Genomic DNA, 19,490 nt, shown 5'->3' with positions numbered 1-19,490 from the left:
AAAAATCGAGCGGAGGTGGGATTAAGTGCCGCGGACGTGTGTTTGTCTAATATCGGGCATGTTGTCCGATCCGTTACCCTTCAGAGGACAATCTTCATGCATGCACATCATTTCGTTCTGGCTGGCGTAGTAGCGCTTGCCGCCACGGCTGCCCTTACCGAACCCTATGCCGGTGGCGCCGTGGTTGAAAAGGCAACGGCCAAAGGCACGATCCTGACCGACGCCAAGGGCATGACCCTTTATACATTCGACAATGATACCAATGGCGCATCGGTCTGCTACGACGGCTGCGCAAAGAAATGGCCGCCCCTCGCTGCCTCGAAAACCGACAAGGCGGATGGCGACTATAAACCAATCTCCCGCAAAGATGGTACGATGCAATGGTCGCATGACGGAAAACCGCTCTATCGCTGGCAGATGGACAAGAAGCCCGGCGATGTCACAGGCGATGGCGTCGGCGGCGTCTGGCACATTGCCAAGGAATAGCATCCATGCCGGATTTTCTGGACGAGATGACGAGTTGCATACCAGCGCTTCGCCGCTACGCGAATGCGCTCACGCACGACCGTGACACGGCTGACGATCTCGTTCAGGACTGTCTGGAAAGAGCGATCCGTAAAAAGGCGCTGTGGAAACCGCAGGGACCGTTGCGTCCGTGGTTGTACCGGGTGCTTGTCAACGTCTACCGCAACAATCTGCGCGGCCGCAATCGCCGACCCTCGCAAATCCCGATCGACGATGTTGCGGAACAGCTGTTTGTGCCGGCGGCGCAGACGGGCCGGATTGCGCTTGCCGAAATGGCCCGCGCCATCGAAAAACTGTCCGGCGAACATCGCGAGGCCCTGCTCCTCGTCGTCGTCGAAGGCCTCAGTTATGCGGAAGCGGCAAATGTTCTTGAAATTCCGCTGGGTACGCTGATGTCCCGTCTGGGGCGGGCCCGAACGGCCCTCGCCCGAATGACCCAGGAAGACCAGCCAAATCTCAAGGTGATAAAATGACCGGCAGCGAGCCGCAGATAACCGAAGCCGATCTGATCTCTTATGTCGACGGGCAGCTCGAAGACAGGCAGCGTGACGCCGTTCGTGCCCACCTCACCTCCAATCCGGCCGACGCGCGCAAGGTTGCGATGTGGCAACAGCAGAATGCGACGCTGACGGCTCTCTACGGCCCTCTTGATACCGACGCCCTGCCCGAGCGTCTTGATGTTTACCGCATCGAGCGGCGTCTGCGGTCGCAGCGCGCCGATTGGCGTAACATGGCGGCGGCATCCGTCCTCATTCTGGCCGTTGGCTTGACAGGCGGCTGGTTCGGGCGCGGGCTGGTCTCTCAGGTCGCGGAACCGGCCCATTCTATCGTGGCGGATGCAACGCAGGCACATAAGCTGTTTGCGAGCGAGGTTTTGCATCCGGTGGAAATTCGGGCCGATGCGGAGAACGCTCCCAGCCTGCCGAAATGGCTTTCGAAGCGGCTGGACCGCAAACTGAATATTCCCGACCTCACCCGCCACGGTCTGTCCCTGGTCGGCGGCCGGGTGCTCCCTAGCTCGGAAGGCGCCGCCGCCCAGCTGATGTATGAGGATAAAAGCGGGCAGCGCGTCACTCTTTATATCGTGGCTGCGGTCGACTCGAGCGATACCGCGATGCGCCGCTCCAGCATCGGTTCACTGGAGGCCATCTCCTGGGACGACGAAACCATCCGCTGTGCGTTGGTCGGCAACCTGCCGTCCAACCGCATGGACGCCATCGCGAAAGATACCTATCAACAATTGAGCTAGCCGATGAGATATTTCGAGGATCATTCCGATAGCGCATCGATGCGGGAACGGCCGTGGCGTAATACGTCCATATCTTACGGACTGGTGGCAATCGCGTTCCACTGGACAATCGCGGTGCTTTTTCTGGCGCAGCTTGCGCTGGGATATCTGATGAGCCGCGACAATATCGACCCGGTTCTTCAGTTCGACCTGTTCCAATATCACAAGTCGATAGGATTTCTGGTGCTGGCCCTCGCCGTGCCGCGTTTCCTGTGGTCGGTTTTCAGCAGAAAACCGCAGGCTCCTGAAGGCGAAGGGCTGGTATCGAGGTTCGCCGCGCGGGCCGCTCACGCCGCGTTGCTGTTCCTGACGCTGGCCGTTCCCCTCGCCGGCTGGGCAATTGCGTCGACCTCGCCCCTACAAATCCCCAGTTACGTCTTCGATCTCGTGGTCGTGCCGGGATTGCCTCTGGTGATTTCCGACAAGGCGGAGGCCTTCTGGAGCGAGGTTCACGCCACCCTCGCCTACCTTGCCACAGCCATCGTCTTTCTTCATGTGGCGGCGGCTTTATGGCACCATTTCATCCGCAAGGACGCGACTCTCCGACGTATGCTTCCGTTTCCGACAGCCGCAGATAGCAGGAGTAGAACTGTCTCCTCCCGGAAATAAACGCACAGGCCGTTTTTGTGTAAGTATATGTTTCCATTATTTTTATGAGAGATAAAATCCGGCCGGTGACGTCGTTCGGTCCGGGAAGAATGGGCGGGGCACCTGACGTTGCATAAAAGTCGCATCGCAACGGCTTTCGGTCTTTTCGCCGCACTGGATGACTCTGCTTCGGAACGATCGTTTGTTATTGTCGCCGCCGAAGAGCATTGGCGCATCGAGGTAGACTTTGCCTAAGTAAATACCGGTCTCAATCCAGTTTCACCCGTATTGCGGATAGCCACAGGCTGTCTGCGTATGATCATGTTCATCGGGTGGTGGCAAGAGACCGGTCTGGCATTGTTATAATGTGCCCTGCGCAGCACCGCTGTCTCAGCTCTTCACCACCCCAGAACACCGCCATGCCGTTCCCGTAAGGGTTTTCTCCTGCACCATCTCGGTGGACTTCCAAATGGAAGACCAAGAGACTATGTGCAACTTACTTCGGGTCCAATGGACCATTACGCCACGAACGGCGCCCCAGCCCTGGCTTGCATGCAGCGGATGCGGCGGCCTGAGGGCATTTCAGGCCAGTGGCAAGATCCGGCTCAATGCCAATGGCCGCAAACTGGATGCCTGGCTTATCTATAGATGCATAATCTGCGACAAGAGCTGGAACAGGCCGATTTTCGAGCGCCAGAATGTCCGGGACATCAGCCCTGCCGTTCTCGAAGCGCTGCAGTCCAACGATCCGCAATGGATAAGGGCGGAGACATTCAACCTCGAAGCCTTGCGGCGCAAATCGCAACGCGTCGACGAGTTTCCCGAATTCGATATCGCGAAACAGATACGGGATGAACCTCCCGACTGGACCATGGCGGAGATCGATCTCGCGGTTCCGTTTCAGACCGGCATACGCCTTGACCGTCTGCTGGCGTCTGAACTCGGGCTTTCGCGGTCGATGCTGCAGAAGCTTCAGGATGACGGTTGGCTTCGGGCGCAGTCCGCCCGTTCCGATCTTTGGCGGCGGCGCGTTAAAAACGGCACCCGGATTGTGATCGCGCGCTGCGACGGCTTCGATCCGGAGCATTTGTGGAGACCCGTCACGGCGGATTTCTAGCGGCATGGCGAGGGCCTGAAACTTCAGGCCCTCGCTTGCGGCATCGTTCAGCCTAAAAACCCCTGCTCCGCCTCAGGCGAGCGCCTTCTTCACCGCAGCGAGACCGCGGCGCAGGAACGGATCGGAATGGACGTAGAAGAATTGCACGCCACGCTCCCGCCAGTGTGGCATTTCATCCAGCGTCGCAAGCGTTCCCGCGATTTTTCCGGCTGCGCGTATCTTGTCGACAGCAATGGCGACCTTCTCCATCACCACATCCGGGCGCGGCTCGCCGAATGGCGGCGCGGGCGGATAGCCCATATCCTGCGAAAGATCGCCGGGGCCGATGAAGAAGACGTCGATACCCTCGACCATCAGCATCTCGTCCAGAGCATCGATCGCATCGACGGTCTCGATCATGGCGATGACAAGCCGTTTTTCATAATCGAACGGCAGGGCGTAACGCACCGCATCGACAATCGCGCGGGCCTCGTCGGCATTGCCGACCATGGGCACCATGATCCCGTCCGCACCGGCATTCAGGTAGCGGATAATGATTGGCCGCTCGTGCGAATGCGGGCGCACGATGGCCGCACCACCGACCGAGCGCACCACCTGCCCGGTCGCCCGCACATCCTCAAAGCTCCATGTGCCGTGCTCGCAATCGAGGAAGACCGCGTCCGCACCCAGTTCCACCAGCCGGGCGGAAAGGCCCGACGACGTATGGTGCGGGGTGAACATGCTGATAGCCTCACCCGCCGCAAGACGGGCGCGCAGCTTTGCTCCATTCATGGACGTCTCTCCCTAGTTCTTTTTCGGCATATCCGGCGTATCGTCCGGCGCGCCCACCCAGCGCGCGACTTCGATATCCTTCGATGTGTCACGCATATGGGTCGGGCAGATGTGCAGTTCCGGAATGACTGCGCTTTTGTTCAGGCTGGTGCAAAGCAGGATGGCGCGGGCCACGTCATGCGGATCCATCATCACAGCGCGTTCTTCCTTCAGAGGCGGACGCGCGCGGTTGTTCATGATCGGTGTATCCGTCTCGCCCGGCAGGATGGTCGTCGCGCGGATACCCTGGTTGCGATAGGTATTGTGCAGGAAGGTCATGAAATTCTTCACGCCCGCCTTCGCCGCACCATAGGCCACACCGCCCAGAAGATTGGGATTGAGGGCGGCGAGCGAGGAGACGGTGATGACGGTCCCCTCACCCTTTGCGATCATCTCCGGCAGCACCGCCTGTGTCAGGTTGAATACTGCCGTCAGATTGACGTTGATGGTGGCGTTCCACTCCTCCTCGCCGATGAAGCGGGCATTGAGCACCTTGCTGGCGGAACCGGCATTGTTCACCAGAATATCGATGGGGCCGACGGCCTCGCTGATCGATTTGACCGTGTCGAAGATCGCCTCGCGCGAGGCGATATCGAGCGTGCGCGCGATGGCCTTGCCCTTCTTCTTCTCGATCAATTCCGCGACCTCGCGCAGCGGATCGAGGCGGCGTCCGGTCAGAACGACCGTCGCCCCTTCTTTCGCCAGCAGAATTGCGGTTTCGCGGCCGATGCCTGAACCGGCGCCGGTTACCAGCGCAATTTTTCCGTTCAGCAGTCCCATTCTCATCTCCTATTCGGCTGCGGCAGCAATGGCGCCAGAATAGCCGAAGATTTCTTTCGCCGCCTTGGCGGTGACCAGACCTTCGGAAATATCCTGTTCGATCAGCGCGCGCGAACGCTCGCTGGCCCTGCCCCAGCCGCCACCGCCGGGTGTCTGAACTTCCAGACGTTCGCCGGTCTGAAGCACGACCTTACCTTTGGGGAAATGCGACTTGCCCTGCTTCATCACCTTGCCGGCGGACCCGCTCTGGCCTTCCACCACGCCGAAGCAGGGATGGCGGACGCGTTCCGATGCCAGATAGATGTTCATCGGGTTCTTGCCGAGATTGCGCAGAACGACACGCTGGCCAAGGCCGCCGCGATGTTTGCCGGCGCCGCCGGAATCGGCGATGAGTTCCTTGCGTTCCGTCAGCACCGGAACGGCGACCTCGAACATTTCGATGGCCGTGACCTTGCAGTTGGACGGGAAGCTCAGCGTATCCAGCCCGTCGAATTCGGCGCGTGCGCCCTGCCCGCCATGAAAATTCTGCACGGAGCCGTATTGCGTGCCATCGTTACGCTGGCCGACGCAATTGGCCGCCCAGATCGGCGCGCCGCCGCTGTCGCCCAGCACCTTTTCCGGCACGATGCCTTCCAGCGCCTTGAAGATCAGCGAGGGAATGACGTGACCGATCAGGTTGCGCGAATTGCCCGCCGTCCATTCCTGCGGATTGAGTATGCAGCCGAGCGGCGCCTCGTCGGTGATCGGGACGATGCAGCCCTCATTATTGGGCGTTTCGGCATCGAGCAGGCATTTCAACGCGTAGACCGAATGGGCGTAACGGTAGTTCGTGCGGCAGTTGATCGAGTGCAGGACCTGATCCGACGTGCCGGTATAATCCACATGAATGGAATCGTCCCTGACGATCACCGAGGCTTTGAGTTTGACGTCGACATCGTAACCATCGAGCAAAACCTCGGCGGAATAGGTGCCGTTCGGCCATTCGCGAATCGCCTTGCGGGTCTGCGCCTCCGAGCGGGTGTGGATAGCGTCCGCCAGTCCATCGACATCGTCCAGCCCGTATTCATCGAGGAATTTGACCAGTTCGCGGCCCATGACGTTATTGGCGGCGATCATCGATTCCAGATCGCCGCGCACTTCCGTGGGAAGGCGCACGGAGGCTGCGATGATATCGAACACGTCCTCGTTCGGAACGCCGGCCTTGAGCAGCTTGACGATGGGAAAACGGATACCTTCCGCGAAAATGTCGCTGGCTTCCGAATGCAGCGGCGCGCCGCCAATATCGGGAAGATGGGCGATGGATCCCGCATAAGCGACAACCTTACCGTTCTTGAAGATCGGCGTGATCATCGTCACGTCAGGCAGGTGGCCAGTTCCGATTTCCGGATCGTTTGTGGCGAGAACATCGCCCTCTTCCAGCATTTCCACCGGAAACTTCGGCAGGAAATATTTCTGCGCCGCCGCCGGCAGCGAGGTGATGAAGACCGGGATCGACCAGGTGCATTGCGCCAGCGCCCTGCCCTTACTGTCGAGAAGTACCGTGACGTAATCATGGTTCTCTCGCACGATCGGCGAAAATGCCGTCTTGCCGAGCACGTTATCGGCCTGATCCGCGATGAAGATCAGGCGGTTCCACATGACCTGAAGGTTGATCGGATCGTTGAAATCGGTTGCGGGTTTCGACATTTGACTGCCCCCTTAGAGAATATTGATCACGAGATTGCCGTGGGCATCGACATGGAAGGTGCCGCTCGGCCCGACAACGGCTGTCGATTCACGCTGCTCCACAATGGCAGGCCCCTTCACCTCGTGGCCGACCGGCAGCTTGTAATGGTCGTAAACCGAGGTTTCGACATAGCCGCCCGCCTCCTGAAAATAGACCTGCCGGCTGCCCTTGCGGGCTTCGGCGACGACGGTTTCATGCGGCCGGGTGACCTGATCCTTCTCGCCGCTGGCGCGCAGACGCCAGGTGATGACTTCCAGCGGTGCGGCCACCGTGCGCCCGAACAATTCGCGATAGAGCTTGAAGAAGCTGCTGCGCAATTCTTCAAGGAAAAGGTCCTTCGGCAGGTTACGGTCGGGAAGCACCACCGTGATTTCGTGACCCTGCCCCACATGGCGCATATCCACGGTATAGCGATTACTGATCGTTTCCTTCGGAACGCCGGCGGCCGAAACGACTTCCGCACCCTGAGCGGAAAGATCATCGAGCAGGCGGTTCATCGCCTCGATATCCCAGGCATCGAGCGCCATCGGATGGCTTGCGGAGAGATCGACGGCGACTGGCGCGATCAACAGGCCGATGGCGGAGCTGACGCCCGCGCCCGTCGGGCAGATGATGCGCGAAATGCCGAGCTTGCGGGCGATGCCATAAGCATGCACAGGGCCCGCCCCGCCGAAAGCCACCATCGGCAGCGAGCGCGGATCGACGCCGAGATCGGTCGCGTGCATGGCGGCGGCCTTGCTCATGGATTCATTGACGAGATCGTGGATGCCCCAGGCGCAGCGCTCGACGGACACATCGAGAGAAGTGGCCAGTTTGGACATCGCCTCATGGGCCGCGTCCTTCGACACCTTGAACGAGCCGCCGACGAAGGATTCCGTTCCCATGTAGCCGAGCAGAATATCGGCGTCGGTTACCGTCGGTTCGGTTCCGCCGCGCTGGTAGGCCGCCGGTCCCGGCATGGCGCCTGCTGAATGCGGACCGACATCGAGAAGACCGAGAGGGTTCTTCGCCGCGATGGAACCGCCGCCGGCGCCGATCTCGATCATCTGAATCGACTGGATTTTCAGCGGAAAACCGGAGCCCTTGCGGAAACGCTGGTAATGCGCGACTTCGAGATCGGTGCCGACATTCGGTTCGCCATCGGGAATGAGGCAGAGCTTGGCGGTGGTGCCACCCATGTCGAAGGAAAGAACGCTCGCTTCGCCTGCCGTGCGGCCGAATTCGGCGGCGGCGACAGCACCTGCGGCGGGGCCGGATTCGATCAGGCGGACAGGAAGTTCGGCGGCGCGACGGCTTGGCACAAGACCGCCCGAAGAGGTCATCCACAGCACCTGCCGGTCGATTCCCTTCTCAGCAAACTCCCGCTGTAGATGGGCGACGTGGCCCGACATTTGCGGGCGGGTATAGGCATTGACCACCGTTGTCGAGGCGCGGTCGAATTCGCGCATTTCCGGGCAGACTTCGGAAGACAAGGACACGAAGATATCCGGGTCTTCCTCGCGCAGAAGGGCGGCGACGCGCTGCTCGTGCTGCGGGTATTTGTAAGCGTGCAGCAGGCAGACCGCCACAGAGTGTATGCCCTTTTCCTTCAGCCGTCCGGCGATCTCGCGAACGGTCTCTTCCTTGAGTTCCGTCATTACCTCGCCGTCGGCGGCGATGCGTTCTTCAGCGCCAAAACTGTTGGCGCGGGTGACCAGCGGATCGGGATATTTGATGTTCAGGTCATAGAGATCGTAACGCCCCTCGTTGCGGATGCGCAGCATGTCCTGAAAACCGTCGGTGGTGACGAAACCGGTCTCCACGCCCTTGCGCTCCAGCACGGCATTGGTAACGACGGTGGTTGCGCCAAGCACCTGCAGGTTCTCGATCGAAATCGCGTCCGCATGCTTTTCGAGCAGCTCCGACACGCCCTGGACAACGGCTTCCGCCGGATTTTTCGGCGTGCTCAGGACTTTATGGAGGTGAAGTTCGCCGCTGTCGTCCAGAAGCGCGAAATCGGTAAAGGTACCGCCAGTATCGAAAGCCAGTTTTGCCATTGTTTCCCTCGAGCGACCATGCAGCCTCTTTGGCTGCCTTGTGGACCCAAATTTGAATCCGTTCACTGATGGAAAATTGAAGCCTTCAGCCGGCCTTTACCAACACAACCTCAGTCTGCCGCCATAGGGTTTGCTTATAGCGAATTCAGATGGCGCGAATGCCGGGGTGGTGGCCGCTCTTGAGCTTGGTGACGATCTCGAGAAGCACGGAACGCGCCGCCAGAGCCGGCTCGGAAAGCGGCATATGATCGGAGACGCAGAGCGAAACCGTGGCGTCGATGACGGGGGTTGTGAGCGGGTGCAGCTGCGCGCCGCTGAAGCTCGGGGTTTCCAGAACAACGGAGGCTGGAAGGATCGTTGAGCCGAGACCGTCCAGTACCGCAGCGCCCAAAGCAGGCACGGATTCCAGTTCTGAAATGACCTCCGGTTTTGAGCGCGCCCGCGCCAGCCCTTCATCGATGAGCCGGCGAAGGAAATGCGCCTTGCTCGGCAATAGCATCGCGTGGCCATCCAGCGCCGAAAGCGGAAGCGGCTGACCGGGTTCGGCCGGCAGCTTCATATCGGCAGGCGAGACGAGGAACATTTCTTCCCGGAACAACGGCTCCAGCGTCACGCCCTTGATGGGATCGGAGGTGTAGATCAGCGCCATGTCCATCTTGCCGGTCATGATCAGCTCGCTGAGGATATGGCCGAAACTGTCGTTGATATGGACCGTAATGGCGGGGAACCGTGCCCTCATCTCCTTGATGAGCGGCAGGGACAGCGCGCTGGACGAGGAATAGGTGGCGAGCCCGATGGAGACGCGGCCGGAGACCGAGCGGGCCGAGCGGTCGATATCGGTCTGCGCCTGCTCGATCTGCTTCAGCATGATCTGCGCATGGCGATAGAGGATCAACCCGGCCTCGGTCGGCGCGATGCCGACATTGCTGCGCAACAGAAGCTGGTGTTTGAAATGCTGTTCCAGCGACGCGATCTGCTGCGACAGCGCCGGCTGCGCCACGCGAAGAATGCCGGCGGCACGGGAAACGCTGCCGGTATCGACGATCTTGACGAAGCTCTTGAGTTTTTTGAAATCGACGCTCATCGGTCCCCACTTTTTGGGGAAATCCTAGCGCATCGGGGCGGAAACAGGAATGGATTTCTGCTAGGACGGTGCGTAATTTCAATGGGATAGAGCGTTTCACATGTCCCGAACACTGTAGACGACACAAGTGCTTTTATGTAATCGGACATTCCCTCGCTCTCATTCCTGTGCTCGTCACAGGAGCCCAGCCGACGCGCGTCTGCGCGGCGGGAAGAGTCCTCTCAGCCCAAGGACTTGGGCTGGCTGGATCCCTGTGACAAGCACAGGGATGAGGGACGGTGAGCGGACCGCAAAAAAGCCTCTTTGGGCCGAGCGGTCTGTCTTACCGCAGGGCCGCCACCGCACGCTCGATGCGGTCGCATGCATCCTCCAGCACTTCCATGGAGGTGGCGAAGGAAATGCGGAAATAGGGCGAAAGCCCGTAGGCCGCGCCCTGGAGAGCCGCCACGCCGACGCTGTCGAGGAGATAGAGGACGAAATCGAGATCGTTTGCGATCACCTTGCCATCCGCCGTCGTCTTGTCGATCACCCCGGCGCAGCTCGGATAGAGGTAGAAGGCCCCATCCGGCACTATGCAGGAAAGACCGGGGATCGCGTTGAGACGTGCGCAGGCGTAGTCGCGCCGCTGTTTATAGACCGCAACGCTTTCCGTCACGAATGTCTGTTCACCGGCAAGCGCATGGGCGGCGGCGGCCTGGCTGACCGAGGACGGGCAGGATGACATTTGCGACTGCAACTTGTTGATGGCGGCGACGAGGGCTGCCGGCCCTGCCCCGTAACCGATCCGCCATCCCGTCATGGCATAGGATTTTGAAACGCCGTTGGTCAGAAGCACGCGGTCCTTCAGTTCCGGAACGACGGCAACGAGGGTCTTCATCGGCTCGTCCCTGAACCAGACCTGATCGTAAATATCGTCGGATAGGACCATGACATGCGGATGGCGCAGCAATACGTCGCCCAGCGCTTTCAATTCCGCTTCGCTATAGGCAGCACCCGTCGGGTTCGAGGGGGCGTTGAGGATCAGCCACAGCGTCTTCGGGGTGATTGCCGCTTCCAGCGCTTCAGCCGTCAGTTTGAACCCCGTTTCCTCCGGGCATGCGACGATGACGGGCGTGCCGTCATTGGCGATGACCATATCTGGATAAGACACCCAGTAGGGAGCCGGAATAATCACTTCCGCACTATTCTCCACGCTTGCCATCAGCGCCAGAAACAGGATCTGTTTGGCGCCGCCGCCGACGCAGATTTCACTATCGCCATAGCTGATGCCGAGACGCTTCTGGAAGTCGCCGATAATCGCCTTGCGAAGCGCCGGCGTGCCGTTGACGGCGGTATATTTGGTCTCCCCCCGATCGATGGCGGCATGCGCCGCCGCCTTGACGGCCTCCGGTGTATCGAAATCCGGTTCGCCCACCGTCAGGTCGGCGATATCGCGGCCGGCGGCCTTCAATTCGCGGGCGCGGGCCGCCGCCGCCGTGCTTGGCGAAACCTTAATTTTCGACACGCGTGATGCTGGCACGAAAGTGCTCATGGTCTTTCCTCGTCTCAATCTAAAGCTTTGGACCAGTCAGTGCGCGGCTTCGAGTTCGCCGCGCATCTTTCCGGTCAGGAACAATTCGCCAAGTTCGTCATGGGTGATCTCCGCCGGCGTGCCATCCCAGATCACCTTGCCGAGACGAAGGATGACGGCGCGCTCAGCCACCTCCATGGCCTTTTTGGTGTTCTGCTCGACCAGCAGGATGGTCATGCCGTTCGCATGCAGCCGCAGCAGCTCATCGAACACGATGCCGATTGCCGCCGGCGACAGACCAACCGAGGGCTCATCCACCAGCAGCACCTTCGGCCGCTGCAGAACCGCCATCGCCACTTCGAGCAATTGCTGCTCGCCGCCCGACATATTGCCCGCAAGCGTCGAGCGCCGTGTCTTCAGGATCGGGAAAAGGTCGTAGACATAATCCCGGTCCGCCTTCACTTTCGCATCCCGGATGGTATAGGCGGCCATTTGCAGGTTTTCATCGACGGTCATGACCGGGAAGTTGCAACGGCCCTGCGGCACGAAGGATATGCCCTCGCCCAGAATGGCGCGCGACGACAATCCGGCGATATTCCTGCCGCGCCAGTCGATGCCGCCTTCCTTGATGGTCGTCATGCCATAGAGCGTCTTGAGCAGGGTCGATTTGCCCGCACCGTTCGGCCCCATGAGGGCCACGAATTGCCCGGCCGGCACATCCAGATCGACGCCGTTCAGGATATCGAGATTGCCGTAACCCGCGCGCAGGCCCTTGATGGAAAGATTGCTGTCAGCCGCCAAGATAGGCCTCCCTCACACGCTGGTCCTGAATGATGTCATGCGGCAGTCCCTCGACCAGTTTCGTTCCCTGATCCAGCACGACGACGCGCTGGCAGATACTGGTGACGACATCGATATTATGTTCGATGACGAGGAAGCTCACGCCGAGCGATTTATTCGCATATTGGATCGTCTCCACCACGCGCTCGATGATCTTCGGATTGATGCCCGCCATCGGCTCGTCGAGCAGGATAAGCTTCGGTTCCGGCATCAGCATGGAAGCGAACTGGATGAGTTTCTGTTGGCCGCCGGACAGATTGCCGGCGGGCTGGTGGCGAACGTCCCAGAGGCCCGCCATCTTGATCAGCTCGCGCGCCCGCTCTCTCAACCCGGCCACGCGGCGGCGCGACATGCCGCCGAGGCCGAATGTCGACAGGAGCGAGGGAAAGGTGAACATCTGCCCGGCGATGATGAGGTTTTCCTCCACATCGAGCGCCTTGAAGGTCACTGTCTTTTGGAACGAGCGCAGCATGCGGCCTTCGCGGGCGATGCGGTTGAGCGACCAGCCAGTGATGTCCTGCCCGTCCAGTATCACCTTGCCGGTGTCCGGCCGGGCAAGCCCGGTGCTGCAATCGAAGAAGGTGGATTTTCCGGAGCCGTTAGGCCCGATCAGTCCGGCTATCTCGCCGCGATTGATGTGCATGCTGACATCGTTGACCGCCTTCACCGCACCGTAGGACTTGCTGAGGTTCTTTATCTCGAGGATGGGAAGATGAGCCGTCATTTCGAACCTCCGATCGCGTTCCAGAAGCGATTGATCAGGGGAGCAAAGCCCTTTTTGAACCAGAAGACGAGAACGAGAAGGCAGAAACCATAGGCAATCATCCGCACTTCAGGCGCGACGCGCAGCGCCTCGGTCAGACCGACGAAAAGCAGGCTGCCGAACACGGTTCCCGAAATCATGCCAGCGCCGCCGCCAAGAACGATGATCAGCATCGTCGTGGAATAATACATCTGGAAGGTCAGCGGGCTGACCACCGTGAGGTAATGGGCATAGAGGCTGCCCCCTACCCCGGCAAAAACGGCGCTCAGCATGAAAACGATCAGCTTGTAACGCCAGGTCGGAACACCGAGGGATTCCGCCAGCGTTTCGTTTTCGCGAATGGCAACCATGTTGCGGCCGGCCGGCGAGCGGACGATTGCCCATGCGGCAAGCGTTCCCAGCACGCAGATGGCCAGAGCGAGATAATAGAAGCTGGTGGTTCCGCTGACCGTGAAGGAGAGCGGGCCAAGCTCGAAATAGGGCTTCGGGATGCCGGAAAGGCCCATGTCGCCGCGGGTCAGCGAAATCCAGTTCTTGGCGATTGCCTGGCCGATGATGACGAAACCGAGCGTACACATGACGAATGATGTTGAACGAAGACGCAGCGCCGGAATGCCGAGCGGCAGGGCGAGCGCGCCGGAGACGAGGCCGGCGGCAATGAGGTTCACATAGAATGGCGTTTCATAGTGCACCGCCAGCAGGCCGGCGGTATAGGCGCCGATGCCGAAGAAAGCCGCCTGCGCCAGTGATAGCAGACCGGTATAGCCGACAAGCAGGTTGAGCCCGTGTGCCGGCAGCATGAAGATGAGTGCGATGATCAGCGAGTGGGTAACGTAACGCGTGCCGATGAAGGGTGCGGCAAGTGCTACGACGATCAGGACGGCGGCGAGCGGAATGCGCAGATCGCGGCGGCGTGCCTGGGGAACGGTGTCTGTGAGAGACATGTCGAGTCCTCAAAATTCGAGTAAATTCGGCGGGCGCGGCTTCCAGAGCGTTTTGGCTTTTCTTCGAAACGCCAAAGCGCTCTAACTCTTTATTTTTCCGCATTTCCGGACGGAAAACCGGGTCCACTTTTCCTGGAAATGCTCTAAAAGCGCGCCTGCGTCGAAAACAGGCCGTGCGGACGCCACATCAGCATCAGGATCAGCGTTGCGAAACCAACCGTGTCGCGGAATTGCAGCCCGACATAGGTGGCGACGAGGCTTTCGGCGATGCCGAGGATCATGGCTGCGAAGAAGGTGCCACGCACGTTGCCAAGGCCGCCCATGATGATGATCGGCAGGGTCTTGAAGGTGATGAGTTCTCCCATGCCGCCATAGACGCTGACATTGACCGGCGCTGTCAGCACGCCCGAGAGTGCTGCAAGCGCGGCGCCCAGAATGAAGGTGCGCAACACGACCTGCGAGACATCGATGCCGACCACGCCGCAGCATTCGACATTCTGCGAGACCGCCCGCATCGCCATACCGAGACGGCTATAGGTCACCATCAGTTCCAGACCGACGAAGACGATGAGGCAGACGACGAGGATGAGCACGCGCTGCTGCGCCAGCGTGAAGCCGAGGATGGAAATCGGCTCGATATAACCGCCGGCGAAAAACTTGTAGCCGCCGCCGAAGACGAAAATGATCGTGTTCTGCAGGATCAGCGCGATGCCGAGGGTGGCGAGAACGCCGGACTCGGCCGGCGCCCCCACCATTCTGCGCATCACGAGCTGGCCGACCACATAGGCCACGACCACGGTGGAAAGAACGCCGACGACGATCGAAGCCTCATAGGAAAGGCCGAGATAGTCGATGGCGAACCACGCCCCGAAGGTTCCGAGCATGTAATATTCGCCATGAGCGAAGTTGATGGCTCTCAGCACCCCGAAAATCATGGTCATGCCGACGGCGACGATCGCGTAGACGGAACCGGTGACGATCCCGTTTACGACTTGCTCGAGAATTGTCGAGAACATGGCTGTACCCCTCCCGGTCTATCAGTTCGCAGGGTACTGGATTTCCGCCGTATAAGCGCCCTTGATGCTGGGCTTGCCGTTCTCGATCTGGAGAAGGATCATTGGAAGGCGCGCCTGATTGTGATCGTCGAAGGTCACTTCGCCGACCGGGCTCTTGTACTTGATCTTGGAGAGCGCCTCGCGGACCGCGTTGCGATCAGCGCTTCCGGCTTCCTTGATCGCCTGGGCGAGCAGGTTGACGGTATCCCAATGCACATAGGCATGGTTGTTCGGCGCTTCCTTGTATGTCGCGGTGAATTTCTCGACGAAGGCCTTGCTGGCCGGACTATCGAACTGCGGCAGCCAGGCGGCGGCTTCCACGGCGCCTTCCATGGCCTTCGGTGCGGATTTGATCGTCTTTTCGGTGTTGAATTCACCATTGCCGATCAGTGTAACCTTGCCGGCAAGTCCGAGTTCCAGCATCTGACGGGCAACGATCGGCGTGGTATCGGCGAGACCATACATGATGATCGCTTGCGCGCCGTTATCGCGGATCTTCGCCAGCACGCTGCGGAAGTCGACTTCGCCTTCCTTGTAGTAATCCTCGCTGAGAATTTCTCCCTTGAAGTCGGGCAGATATTTCTTGGTGAAGGTGATGGCGGAACGGCCGTAGTCGCTATCGACCGACAGGACGGCGAATTTGGTGAAACCACGCTGTTCGGCGGCGTATTTCGCCACGACGAAGGCACGGTTCTCATCCGTCGGATAGTTGCGGAATGTCCATTTGAAACCGCCGACGCCAGCCTGATAGGTGATCTTCGGGTTGGAGGACGCGGCGTTCAGTAGCAGAACCTCGGCATCCTCGGCGACAGGCTGCATGGCGAGCGTCACGGAGCTGGAGACATCGCCGATGACGAAATCCACCTCGTCCTGATCGATCAGGCGGCGGGTGGCCGAAACGCCTTCGACCGGCGTGCCCTGACTGTCAGCGTTGAAAAGTTCGATCTGCTGGCCATTGATACCGCCGGCCGCGTTGATGTCCTTTACGGCGAGTTCCGCGCCATGCATGGAGAAAGCGCCGTAGCGCGCATTCGGGCCGCTCATCGGCGCGACGAGGCCGAGCCTTATCGTGTCGGCCGCATAAGCTGCGGCGGAGAGTGCCGGCGACAGGCTCAGGATCGGAGCGACCGCTGCGGAAACCAGTAGAAGTCTGCGAGTAATACCGTTTTTCATGTTCCCACTCCTTTTCGGATTTATCTGTTCCGGCTTTGGCCGGGCGAGCTTTTGCCGCTTTTGCGGTTCTTGTCGATTAACGTCATGCTAATCTTTCAGGCAGAGTAGGTTCATCGTCGGATATTTTGCCAACACAAGTCCTTTCTGCCGCTATAGCGTTTCCTTATGCCGGCAGTCGTTTCCCCCTATCCAGGCGTCGGGTTTCGATTTTTGCATGTCTTCCATGCAGGCAAATGCCTGTATTTTTCGCGTCAGAATGGGCATATTTTATGCAATCTCATCACTGGAAACCACGAAAATGAAACTTCACGAAACCGTTCGAAACTATTTCCGCAACCGTCGCGCCGTGGCCGAACTGAGCGCGCTCGATGACAGAAGCCTTTCCGACATCGGCGTCAGCCGCTCGCATATCCGTTCCGCCGTGGAAGGCCGCCGCTAACAGGCCGAAACGGACGCCTTCATGGGCGTCCGCGCGCAGCACGATCTTCAGGCGCTGAAAATTGCGCCTCAGAATCGGTAAAGCTCCTGTAGAACTCTTCTCCACATATTGGGCGGCGCTTTCAGAGCGCGGCCAAGAGGAGAGTCGAATGAACCACCCCGATTATTCCCCCGGATATTCCATTGTCGCGACAATCCCGTCCGTCGAGGACTATCTGCGCCTTCGCGCCGTGGCCGGGCTAAGCCCCTTCTCACGGGAGGCGGCGGAGAAGGGTTTGCAGGGCACGGTCTTCTCCGTGCTGGTACTGCATGCGGGTTCCGCCATCGGCATGGGCCGGCTGATCGGCGATGGCGGCTGCTTTTTTCAGGTCGTGGACATTGCCGTCGATCCCGCCCATCAGGGCCGAGGCTTGGGCAAGGCGGTCATGGAGGCGCTGATGGGCCATGTGAAGAGCGAGCTTCCCGCTTCGGCCTATGTCAGCCTGATCGCCGATGTACCGGCAAACAGGCTATACGAAAAATTCGGCTTCAAGGAGACAGCGCCGCGGTCGCTCGGAATGGCCTATCGCGTCAGCACCTCGGCTTGATCGCAGGCAGTCCGCATCGAGGGGGCCCGCCGTCGATGCGGTTCAGCCGTTCGATGCGGCTTTGAAAATCGCCAACTGATCGGCAAAGGCGCGTTTATAGGCGGGACGCGCCTCGCCGCGGGCGACATAGGCCGCGAGATTTGCGTATTCATCGAGAATTCCCGAACTCTTTATCCGTTGCAGCACCGATATCATCAACAGATCACCGGCGCTGAATGCGCCGTCGAGCCATTCGGCCTTCCCCAGTCGGTGGGACAATTCGCCGAGCCGCTTGCGGATGCGTTCATCGACGATCTGAAGGCGCTCGCCGTGCCAGCTTTTGTCCCTTTCGAGAAAGCCGGTGACAAAATGCTCGACAATGGGCGGTTCCATGGTGCTGAGCGCGGCGAACATCCACATGATCGCGCGCGCCCGCGCATTCGCATCCTCTGGCAACAGGCCGGTATGGCTTTCGGCTATATGGAATATGATCGCACCGGATTCGAACAGGACGAGATCGCCCTCCTCATAGGTCGGGATCTGCCCGAAGGGTTGAAGCGCCAGATGCGCCGGTTCCCGCATCGCCTTGAAGGAAAGAAGGCGGACGTCATAGGGCTGGCCCACTTCTTCGAGTGCCCAGCGGACGCGCATGTCGCGGGCGAGACCCTTGCCGCCATCGGGCGAGTGTTCAAAAGCGGTAATGGTGATTGTCATTGCTGTTCTCCATCACTCCCCACCCGGAATGCTGTCGCCTGACGTTGAGTCACACTATGCGCTGGGATGAGCGAAAACAACGTCGTCGTGTTTTCGGCACAGGCTCAGGCGGCGGCGCGCTTTCGACGGGACACCCAGATCAACACCGGCAATGCGGTAAAAGACAGTGCGGCGCCCGCCAGGAAGGTGCCGGAGGAACCATGGAGGTCCCACAGCAAGCCGGCGATGACATTGCCGACCAGCACCGCCAGACCTGTCATCAGATTGAAGACGCCGAAGGCCGTTCCCTTGAGATGCGGCGGCGCCGTTTCCGCAATCAGGGCTGCGAGCAGCCCCTGCGACAGGCCCATATGCAGCCCCACAGAAGAATGCCGAACAGGAACAACGGAATGGAATTCGCAAAAGCGAGCGTCAGATAGGAGGCCACCAGCACGGCCACGCTCGCCGCGATAATCCCTGAGCGGCCGATCCTGTCTGAAAGCCGGCCGGCGGGATAGGCTGTCAGGCCGTAGACGGCATGCATGATGACCATCGTGATCGGTATCCAAGCCGGCCGGAAGCCTACCTCTTCGGATTTCAGCAACAGGAATGCTTCACTGAAACGAGCGAAGGTCAGGAGCGACGCCGCGATGATGACGATCCAGACCGCCTGGTTGAGTTTCGCAAAATCTGCGAGCCGGAATGGCTTTTCGGCTTTTGGTCTTGCGGGCGCATCCGGCTCCTTCACACCGGCGATGAGGATGAACACCGCAAGGAAAGCGGGAATGACCGCGATCCAGAAAATGGCGAGCACATTTTCGCTGAGCGCGAACATCAGCCCGATGGCCGCCAGCGGCCCGATGAAGCCGCCCACTGTATCGAGCGACTTTCTGAGCCCGAATGCGGCACCACGAATTTCAGGCGGTGTCACATCGGCAATAAGGGCGTCGCGCGGCGTTCCGCGAATGCCCTTGCCGACCCGGTCCACCGCCTTGGCGGCGACGATCCAGCCAAGCGAGGTGGCGAAGGGAAAAGCGAGTTTCGAGATTGCGCCGAGACCGTATCCAAGCACGGCGAGCATTTTCCGCCGCCTCGTCCAGTCCGCGATAATCCCGGAAAACAGCTTGGTCGTGGTGGCGATGGCAACCGACATGCCCTCGATGAAACCGACAGTGACCGCGGAAGCGCCGAGGCCGGAAACGAGATAATAGGGCAGCAGCGTCTGCACCATTTCCGAAGAAATATCCATCAGAAGGCTAACGATGCCGAGCACCCAGACCACCGCTGGAATGCGCGCCCGAACCGTTGCAGAAACAGGCGCAGAAGAAGTCGTCATGATGGCCCCCCGATCGCCTCTGGAATAATCATGTCCTCCCGAAACAATCAACCGGGCGGATATCGTGCAACCGCGACAAACAGGGAAAATCAGGGTTATCAAATCTCTGTGGGGCTGAAGCAAATACCGCCGAAGCCCGATGAAAGGGCTGGCCATTTCATGCAAAAACTCTAAGCTCCAGCGCCGGACACGGATTGCCGAGAACCATCAGTTTTCAG

The 19,490-nt window shown here is 59.9% G+C and carries 19 protein-coding genes and 1 pseudogene; 7 read left to right on the top strand and 13 right to left on the bottom strand.

All coding sequences use genetic code 11. The features are described 5' to 3' along the window. Positions 1–96: 96 nt before the first annotated feature. From ACQZ5N_RS02305 to ACQZ5N_RS02285, 5 genes are all read left to right on the top strand, one after another. The gene (locus tag ACQZ5N_RS02305) at positions 97–486 is read left to right on the top strand and encodes a COG4315 family predicted lipoprotein (protein WP_448731949.1); all 390 of its coding nucleotides are present in this window, start codon (positions 97–99) and stop codon (positions 484–486) included. 5 nt (positions 487–491) lie between these two features. Further along, positions 492–998 carry a sigma-70 family RNA polymerase sigma factor gene (locus tag ACQZ5N_RS02300; protein WP_035260507.1) on the top strand — a complete coding sequence of 169 codons (507 nt, stop codon included), beginning with the start codon at positions 492–494 and terminating at the stop codon, positions 996–998. Next, complete coding sequence (locus tag ACQZ5N_RS02295) at positions 995–1,774, top strand: anti-sigma factor family protein (protein ID WP_448731948.1); 780 nt, start codon at positions 995–997, stop codon at positions 1,772–1,774. Before ACQZ5N_RS02300 ends, ACQZ5N_RS02295 begins: the two co-directional genes overlap by 4 nt. A gap of 3 nt (positions 1,775–1,777) precedes the next feature. Further along, on the top strand, positions 1,778–2,422 hold the full coding sequence (locus tag ACQZ5N_RS02290; protein WP_448731947.1) for a cytochrome b: 645 nt from the start codon (positions 1,778–1,780) through the stop codon (positions 2,420–2,422). 466 nt (positions 2,423–2,888) lie between these two features. Then, complete coding sequence (locus ACQZ5N_RS02285) at positions 2,889–3,518, top strand: DUF1062 domain-containing protein (RefSeq protein WP_448731946.1); 630 nt, start codon at positions 2,889–2,891, stop codon at positions 3,516–3,518. A gap of 72 nt (positions 3,519–3,590) precedes the next feature. Here the strand turns inward: ACQZ5N_RS02285 and ACQZ5N_RS02280 are convergent, their stop codons facing one another. The 11 genes from ACQZ5N_RS02280 to ACQZ5N_RS02230 form a co-directional block, all read right to left on the bottom strand. After that, complete coding sequence (locus ACQZ5N_RS02280) at positions 3,591–4,289, bottom strand: HpcH/HpaI aldolase family protein (protein WP_448731945.1); 699 nt, start codon at positions 4,287–4,289, stop codon at positions 3,591–3,593. A gap of 12 nt (positions 4,290–4,301) precedes the next feature. After that, positions 4,302–5,108, bottom strand: a complete 807-nt coding sequence (locus tag ACQZ5N_RS02275; RefSeq protein ID WP_448731944.1) for an SDR family oxidoreductase — start codon at positions 5,106–5,108, stop codon at positions 4,302–4,304. A gap of 9 nt (positions 5,109–5,117) precedes the next feature. Further along, positions 5,118–6,794: a hydantoinase B/oxoprolinase family protein gene (locus ACQZ5N_RS02270; RefSeq protein WP_080843153.1), complete on the bottom strand. Its 1,677-nt coding sequence runs from the start codon at positions 6,792–6,794 to the stop codon at positions 5,118–5,120. A gap of 12 nt (positions 6,795–6,806) precedes the next feature. Next, entirely contained in the window at positions 6,807–8,870 is a 2,064-nt protein-coding gene (locus tag ACQZ5N_RS02265) for a hydantoinase/oxoprolinase family protein (RefSeq protein WP_448731943.1), read from the bottom strand. A 145-nt stretch (positions 8,871–9,015) separates the two neighbouring features. Continuing rightward, entirely contained in the window at positions 9,016–9,954 is a 939-nt protein-coding gene (nac, locus tag ACQZ5N_RS02260) for a nitrogen assimilation transcriptional regulator NAC (RefSeq protein WP_080817069.1), read from the bottom strand. Positions 9,955–10,276: 322 nt separating this feature from the next. Then, a complete protein-coding gene (locus ACQZ5N_RS02255) occupies positions 10,277–11,485 on the bottom strand; it encodes an aspartate transaminase (RefSeq protein WP_448731942.1) in 1,209 nt (402 codons plus the stop codon). 36 nt (positions 11,486–11,521) lie between these two features. Next, the gene (locus tag ACQZ5N_RS02250) at positions 11,522–12,265 is read right to left on the bottom strand and encodes a branched-chain amino acid ABC transporter ATP-binding protein (RefSeq protein WP_003523645.1); all 744 of its coding nucleotides are present in this window, start codon (positions 12,263–12,265) and stop codon (positions 11,522–11,524) included. Further along, positions 12,255–13,028: an ABC transporter ATP-binding protein gene (locus ACQZ5N_RS02245; RefSeq protein ID WP_080817072.1), complete on the bottom strand. Its 774-nt coding sequence runs from the start codon at positions 13,026–13,028 to the stop codon at positions 12,255–12,257. The genes ACQZ5N_RS02250 and ACQZ5N_RS02245 overlap by 11 nt, the downstream gene beginning before the upstream one ends. Continuing rightward, the gene (locus ACQZ5N_RS02240) at positions 13,025–14,011 is read right to left on the bottom strand and encodes a branched-chain amino acid ABC transporter permease (protein WP_080817073.1); all 987 of its coding nucleotides are present in this window, start codon (positions 14,009–14,011) and stop codon (positions 13,025–13,027) included. Before ACQZ5N_RS02240 ends, ACQZ5N_RS02245 begins: the two co-directional genes overlap by 4 nt. 143 nt (positions 14,012–14,154) lie before the next feature. Further along, entirely contained in the window at positions 14,155–15,027 is an 873-nt protein-coding gene (locus tag ACQZ5N_RS02235) for a branched-chain amino acid ABC transporter permease (protein WP_035217353.1), read from the bottom strand. 21 nt (positions 15,028–15,048) lie between these two features. Then, positions 15,049–16,239 carry an ABC transporter substrate-binding protein gene (locus tag ACQZ5N_RS02230; RefSeq protein ID WP_196377808.1) on the bottom strand — a complete coding sequence of 397 codons (1,191 nt, stop codon included), beginning with the start codon at positions 16,237–16,239 and terminating at the stop codon, positions 15,049–15,051. A gap of 298 nt (positions 16,240–16,537) precedes the next feature. On the opposite strand from ACQZ5N_RS02230, the gene ACQZ5N_RS02225 reads away from it, so the two are divergent. Then, positions 16,538–16,678 carry a DUF1127 domain-containing protein gene (locus ACQZ5N_RS02225; protein ID WP_080853169.1) on the top strand — a complete coding sequence of 47 codons (141 nt, stop codon included), beginning with the start codon at positions 16,538–16,540 and terminating at the stop codon, positions 16,676–16,678. A gap of 148 nt (positions 16,679–16,826) precedes the next feature. Then, positions 16,827–17,264 (top strand): GNAT family N-acetyltransferase, encoded by a 438-nt coding sequence (locus ACQZ5N_RS02220; protein WP_051671856.1) that lies wholly within the window; start codon positions 16,827–16,829, stop codon positions 17,262–17,264. 42 nt (positions 17,265–17,306) lie between these two features. Here ACQZ5N_RS02220 and ACQZ5N_RS02215 read toward each other — a convergent pair whose 3' ends face one another. Next, a complete protein-coding gene (locus tag ACQZ5N_RS02215) occupies positions 17,307–17,957 on the bottom strand; it encodes a glutathione S-transferase family protein (protein WP_448731941.1) in 651 nt (216 codons plus the stop codon). 104 nt (positions 17,958–18,061) lie between these two features. Then, positions 18,062–19,272, bottom strand: a pseudogene (locus tag ACQZ5N_RS02210) (MFS transporter). Positions 19,273–19,490: the final 218 nt, after the last annotated feature.

This window comes from Agrobacterium sp. 22-221-1 (assembly GCF_053522445.1).
The sequence above is the reverse complement of the archived record's forward strand: the minus strand, read 5'-3'. Positions and strand labels throughout refer to the sequence as shown.

Bases quoted from the DNA above. Each gene is read 5' to 3' on its own strand.
- ACQZ5N_RS02240 (WP_080817073.1), bottom strand. From the start codon at position 14,011: ATGTCTCTCACAGACACCGTTCCCCAGGCACGCCGCCGCGATCTGCGC.
- ACQZ5N_RS02295 (WP_448731948.1), top strand. From the start codon at position 995: ATGACCGGCAGCGAGCCGCAGATAACCGAAGCCGATCTGATCTCTTAT.
- ACQZ5N_RS02290 (WP_448731947.1), top strand. From the start codon at position 1,778: ATGAGATATTTCGAGGATCATTCCGATAGCGCATCGATGCGGGAACGG.
- ACQZ5N_RS02280 (WP_448731945.1), bottom strand. From the start codon at position 4,289: ATGAATGGAGCAAAGCTGCGCGCCCGTCTTGCGGCGGGTGAGGCTATC.
- ACQZ5N_RS02255 (WP_448731942.1), bottom strand. From the start codon at position 11,485: ATGAGCACTTTCGTGCCAGCATCACGCGTGTCGAAAATTAAGGTTTCG.
- ACQZ5N_RS02230 (WP_196377808.1), bottom strand. From the start codon at position 16,239: ATGAAAAACGGTATTACTCGCAGACTTCTACTGGTTTCCGCAGCGGTC.
- ACQZ5N_RS02275 (WP_448731944.1), bottom strand. From the start codon at position 5,108: ATGGGACTGCTGAACGGAAAAATTGCGCTGGTAACCGGCGCCGGTTCA.
- ACQZ5N_RS02235 (WP_035217353.1), bottom strand. From the start codon at position 15,027: ATGTTCTCGACAATTCTCGAGCAAGTCGTAAACGGGATCGTCACCGGT.
- nac (WP_080817069.1), bottom strand. From the start codon at position 9,954: ATGAGCGTCGATTTCAAAAAACTCAAGAGCTTCGTCAAGATCGTCGAT.
- ACQZ5N_RS02305 (WP_448731949.1), top strand. From the start codon at position 97: ATGCATGCACATCATTTCGTTCTGGCTGGCGTAGTAGCGCTTGCCGCC.
- ACQZ5N_RS02265 (WP_448731943.1), bottom strand. From the start codon at position 8,870: ATGGCAAAACTGGCTTTCGATACTGGCGGTACCTTTACCGATTTCGCG.
- ACQZ5N_RS02225 (WP_080853169.1), top strand. From the start codon at position 16,538: ATGAAACTTCACGAAACCGTTCGAAACTATTTCCGCAACCGTCGCGCC.
- ACQZ5N_RS02220 (WP_051671856.1), top strand. From the start codon at position 16,827: ATGAACCACCCCGATTATTCCCCCGGATATTCCATTGTCGCGACAATC.
- ACQZ5N_RS02285 (WP_448731946.1), top strand. From the start codon at position 2,889: ATGTGCAACTTACTTCGGGTCCAATGGACCATTACGCCACGAACGGCG.
- ACQZ5N_RS02245 (WP_080817072.1), bottom strand. From the start codon at position 13,028: ATGACGGCTCATCTTCCCATCCTCGAGATAAAGAACCTCAGCAAGTCC.
- ACQZ5N_RS02300 (WP_035260507.1), top strand. From the start codon at position 492: ATGCCGGATTTTCTGGACGAGATGACGAGTTGCATACCAGCGCTTCGC.
- ACQZ5N_RS02215 (WP_448731941.1), bottom strand. From the start codon at position 17,957: ATGACAATCACCATTACCGCTTTTGAACACTCGCCCGATGGCGGCAAG.
- ACQZ5N_RS02270 (WP_080843153.1), bottom strand. From the start codon at position 6,794: ATGTCGAAACCCGCAACCGATTTCAACGATCCGATCAACCTTCAGGTC.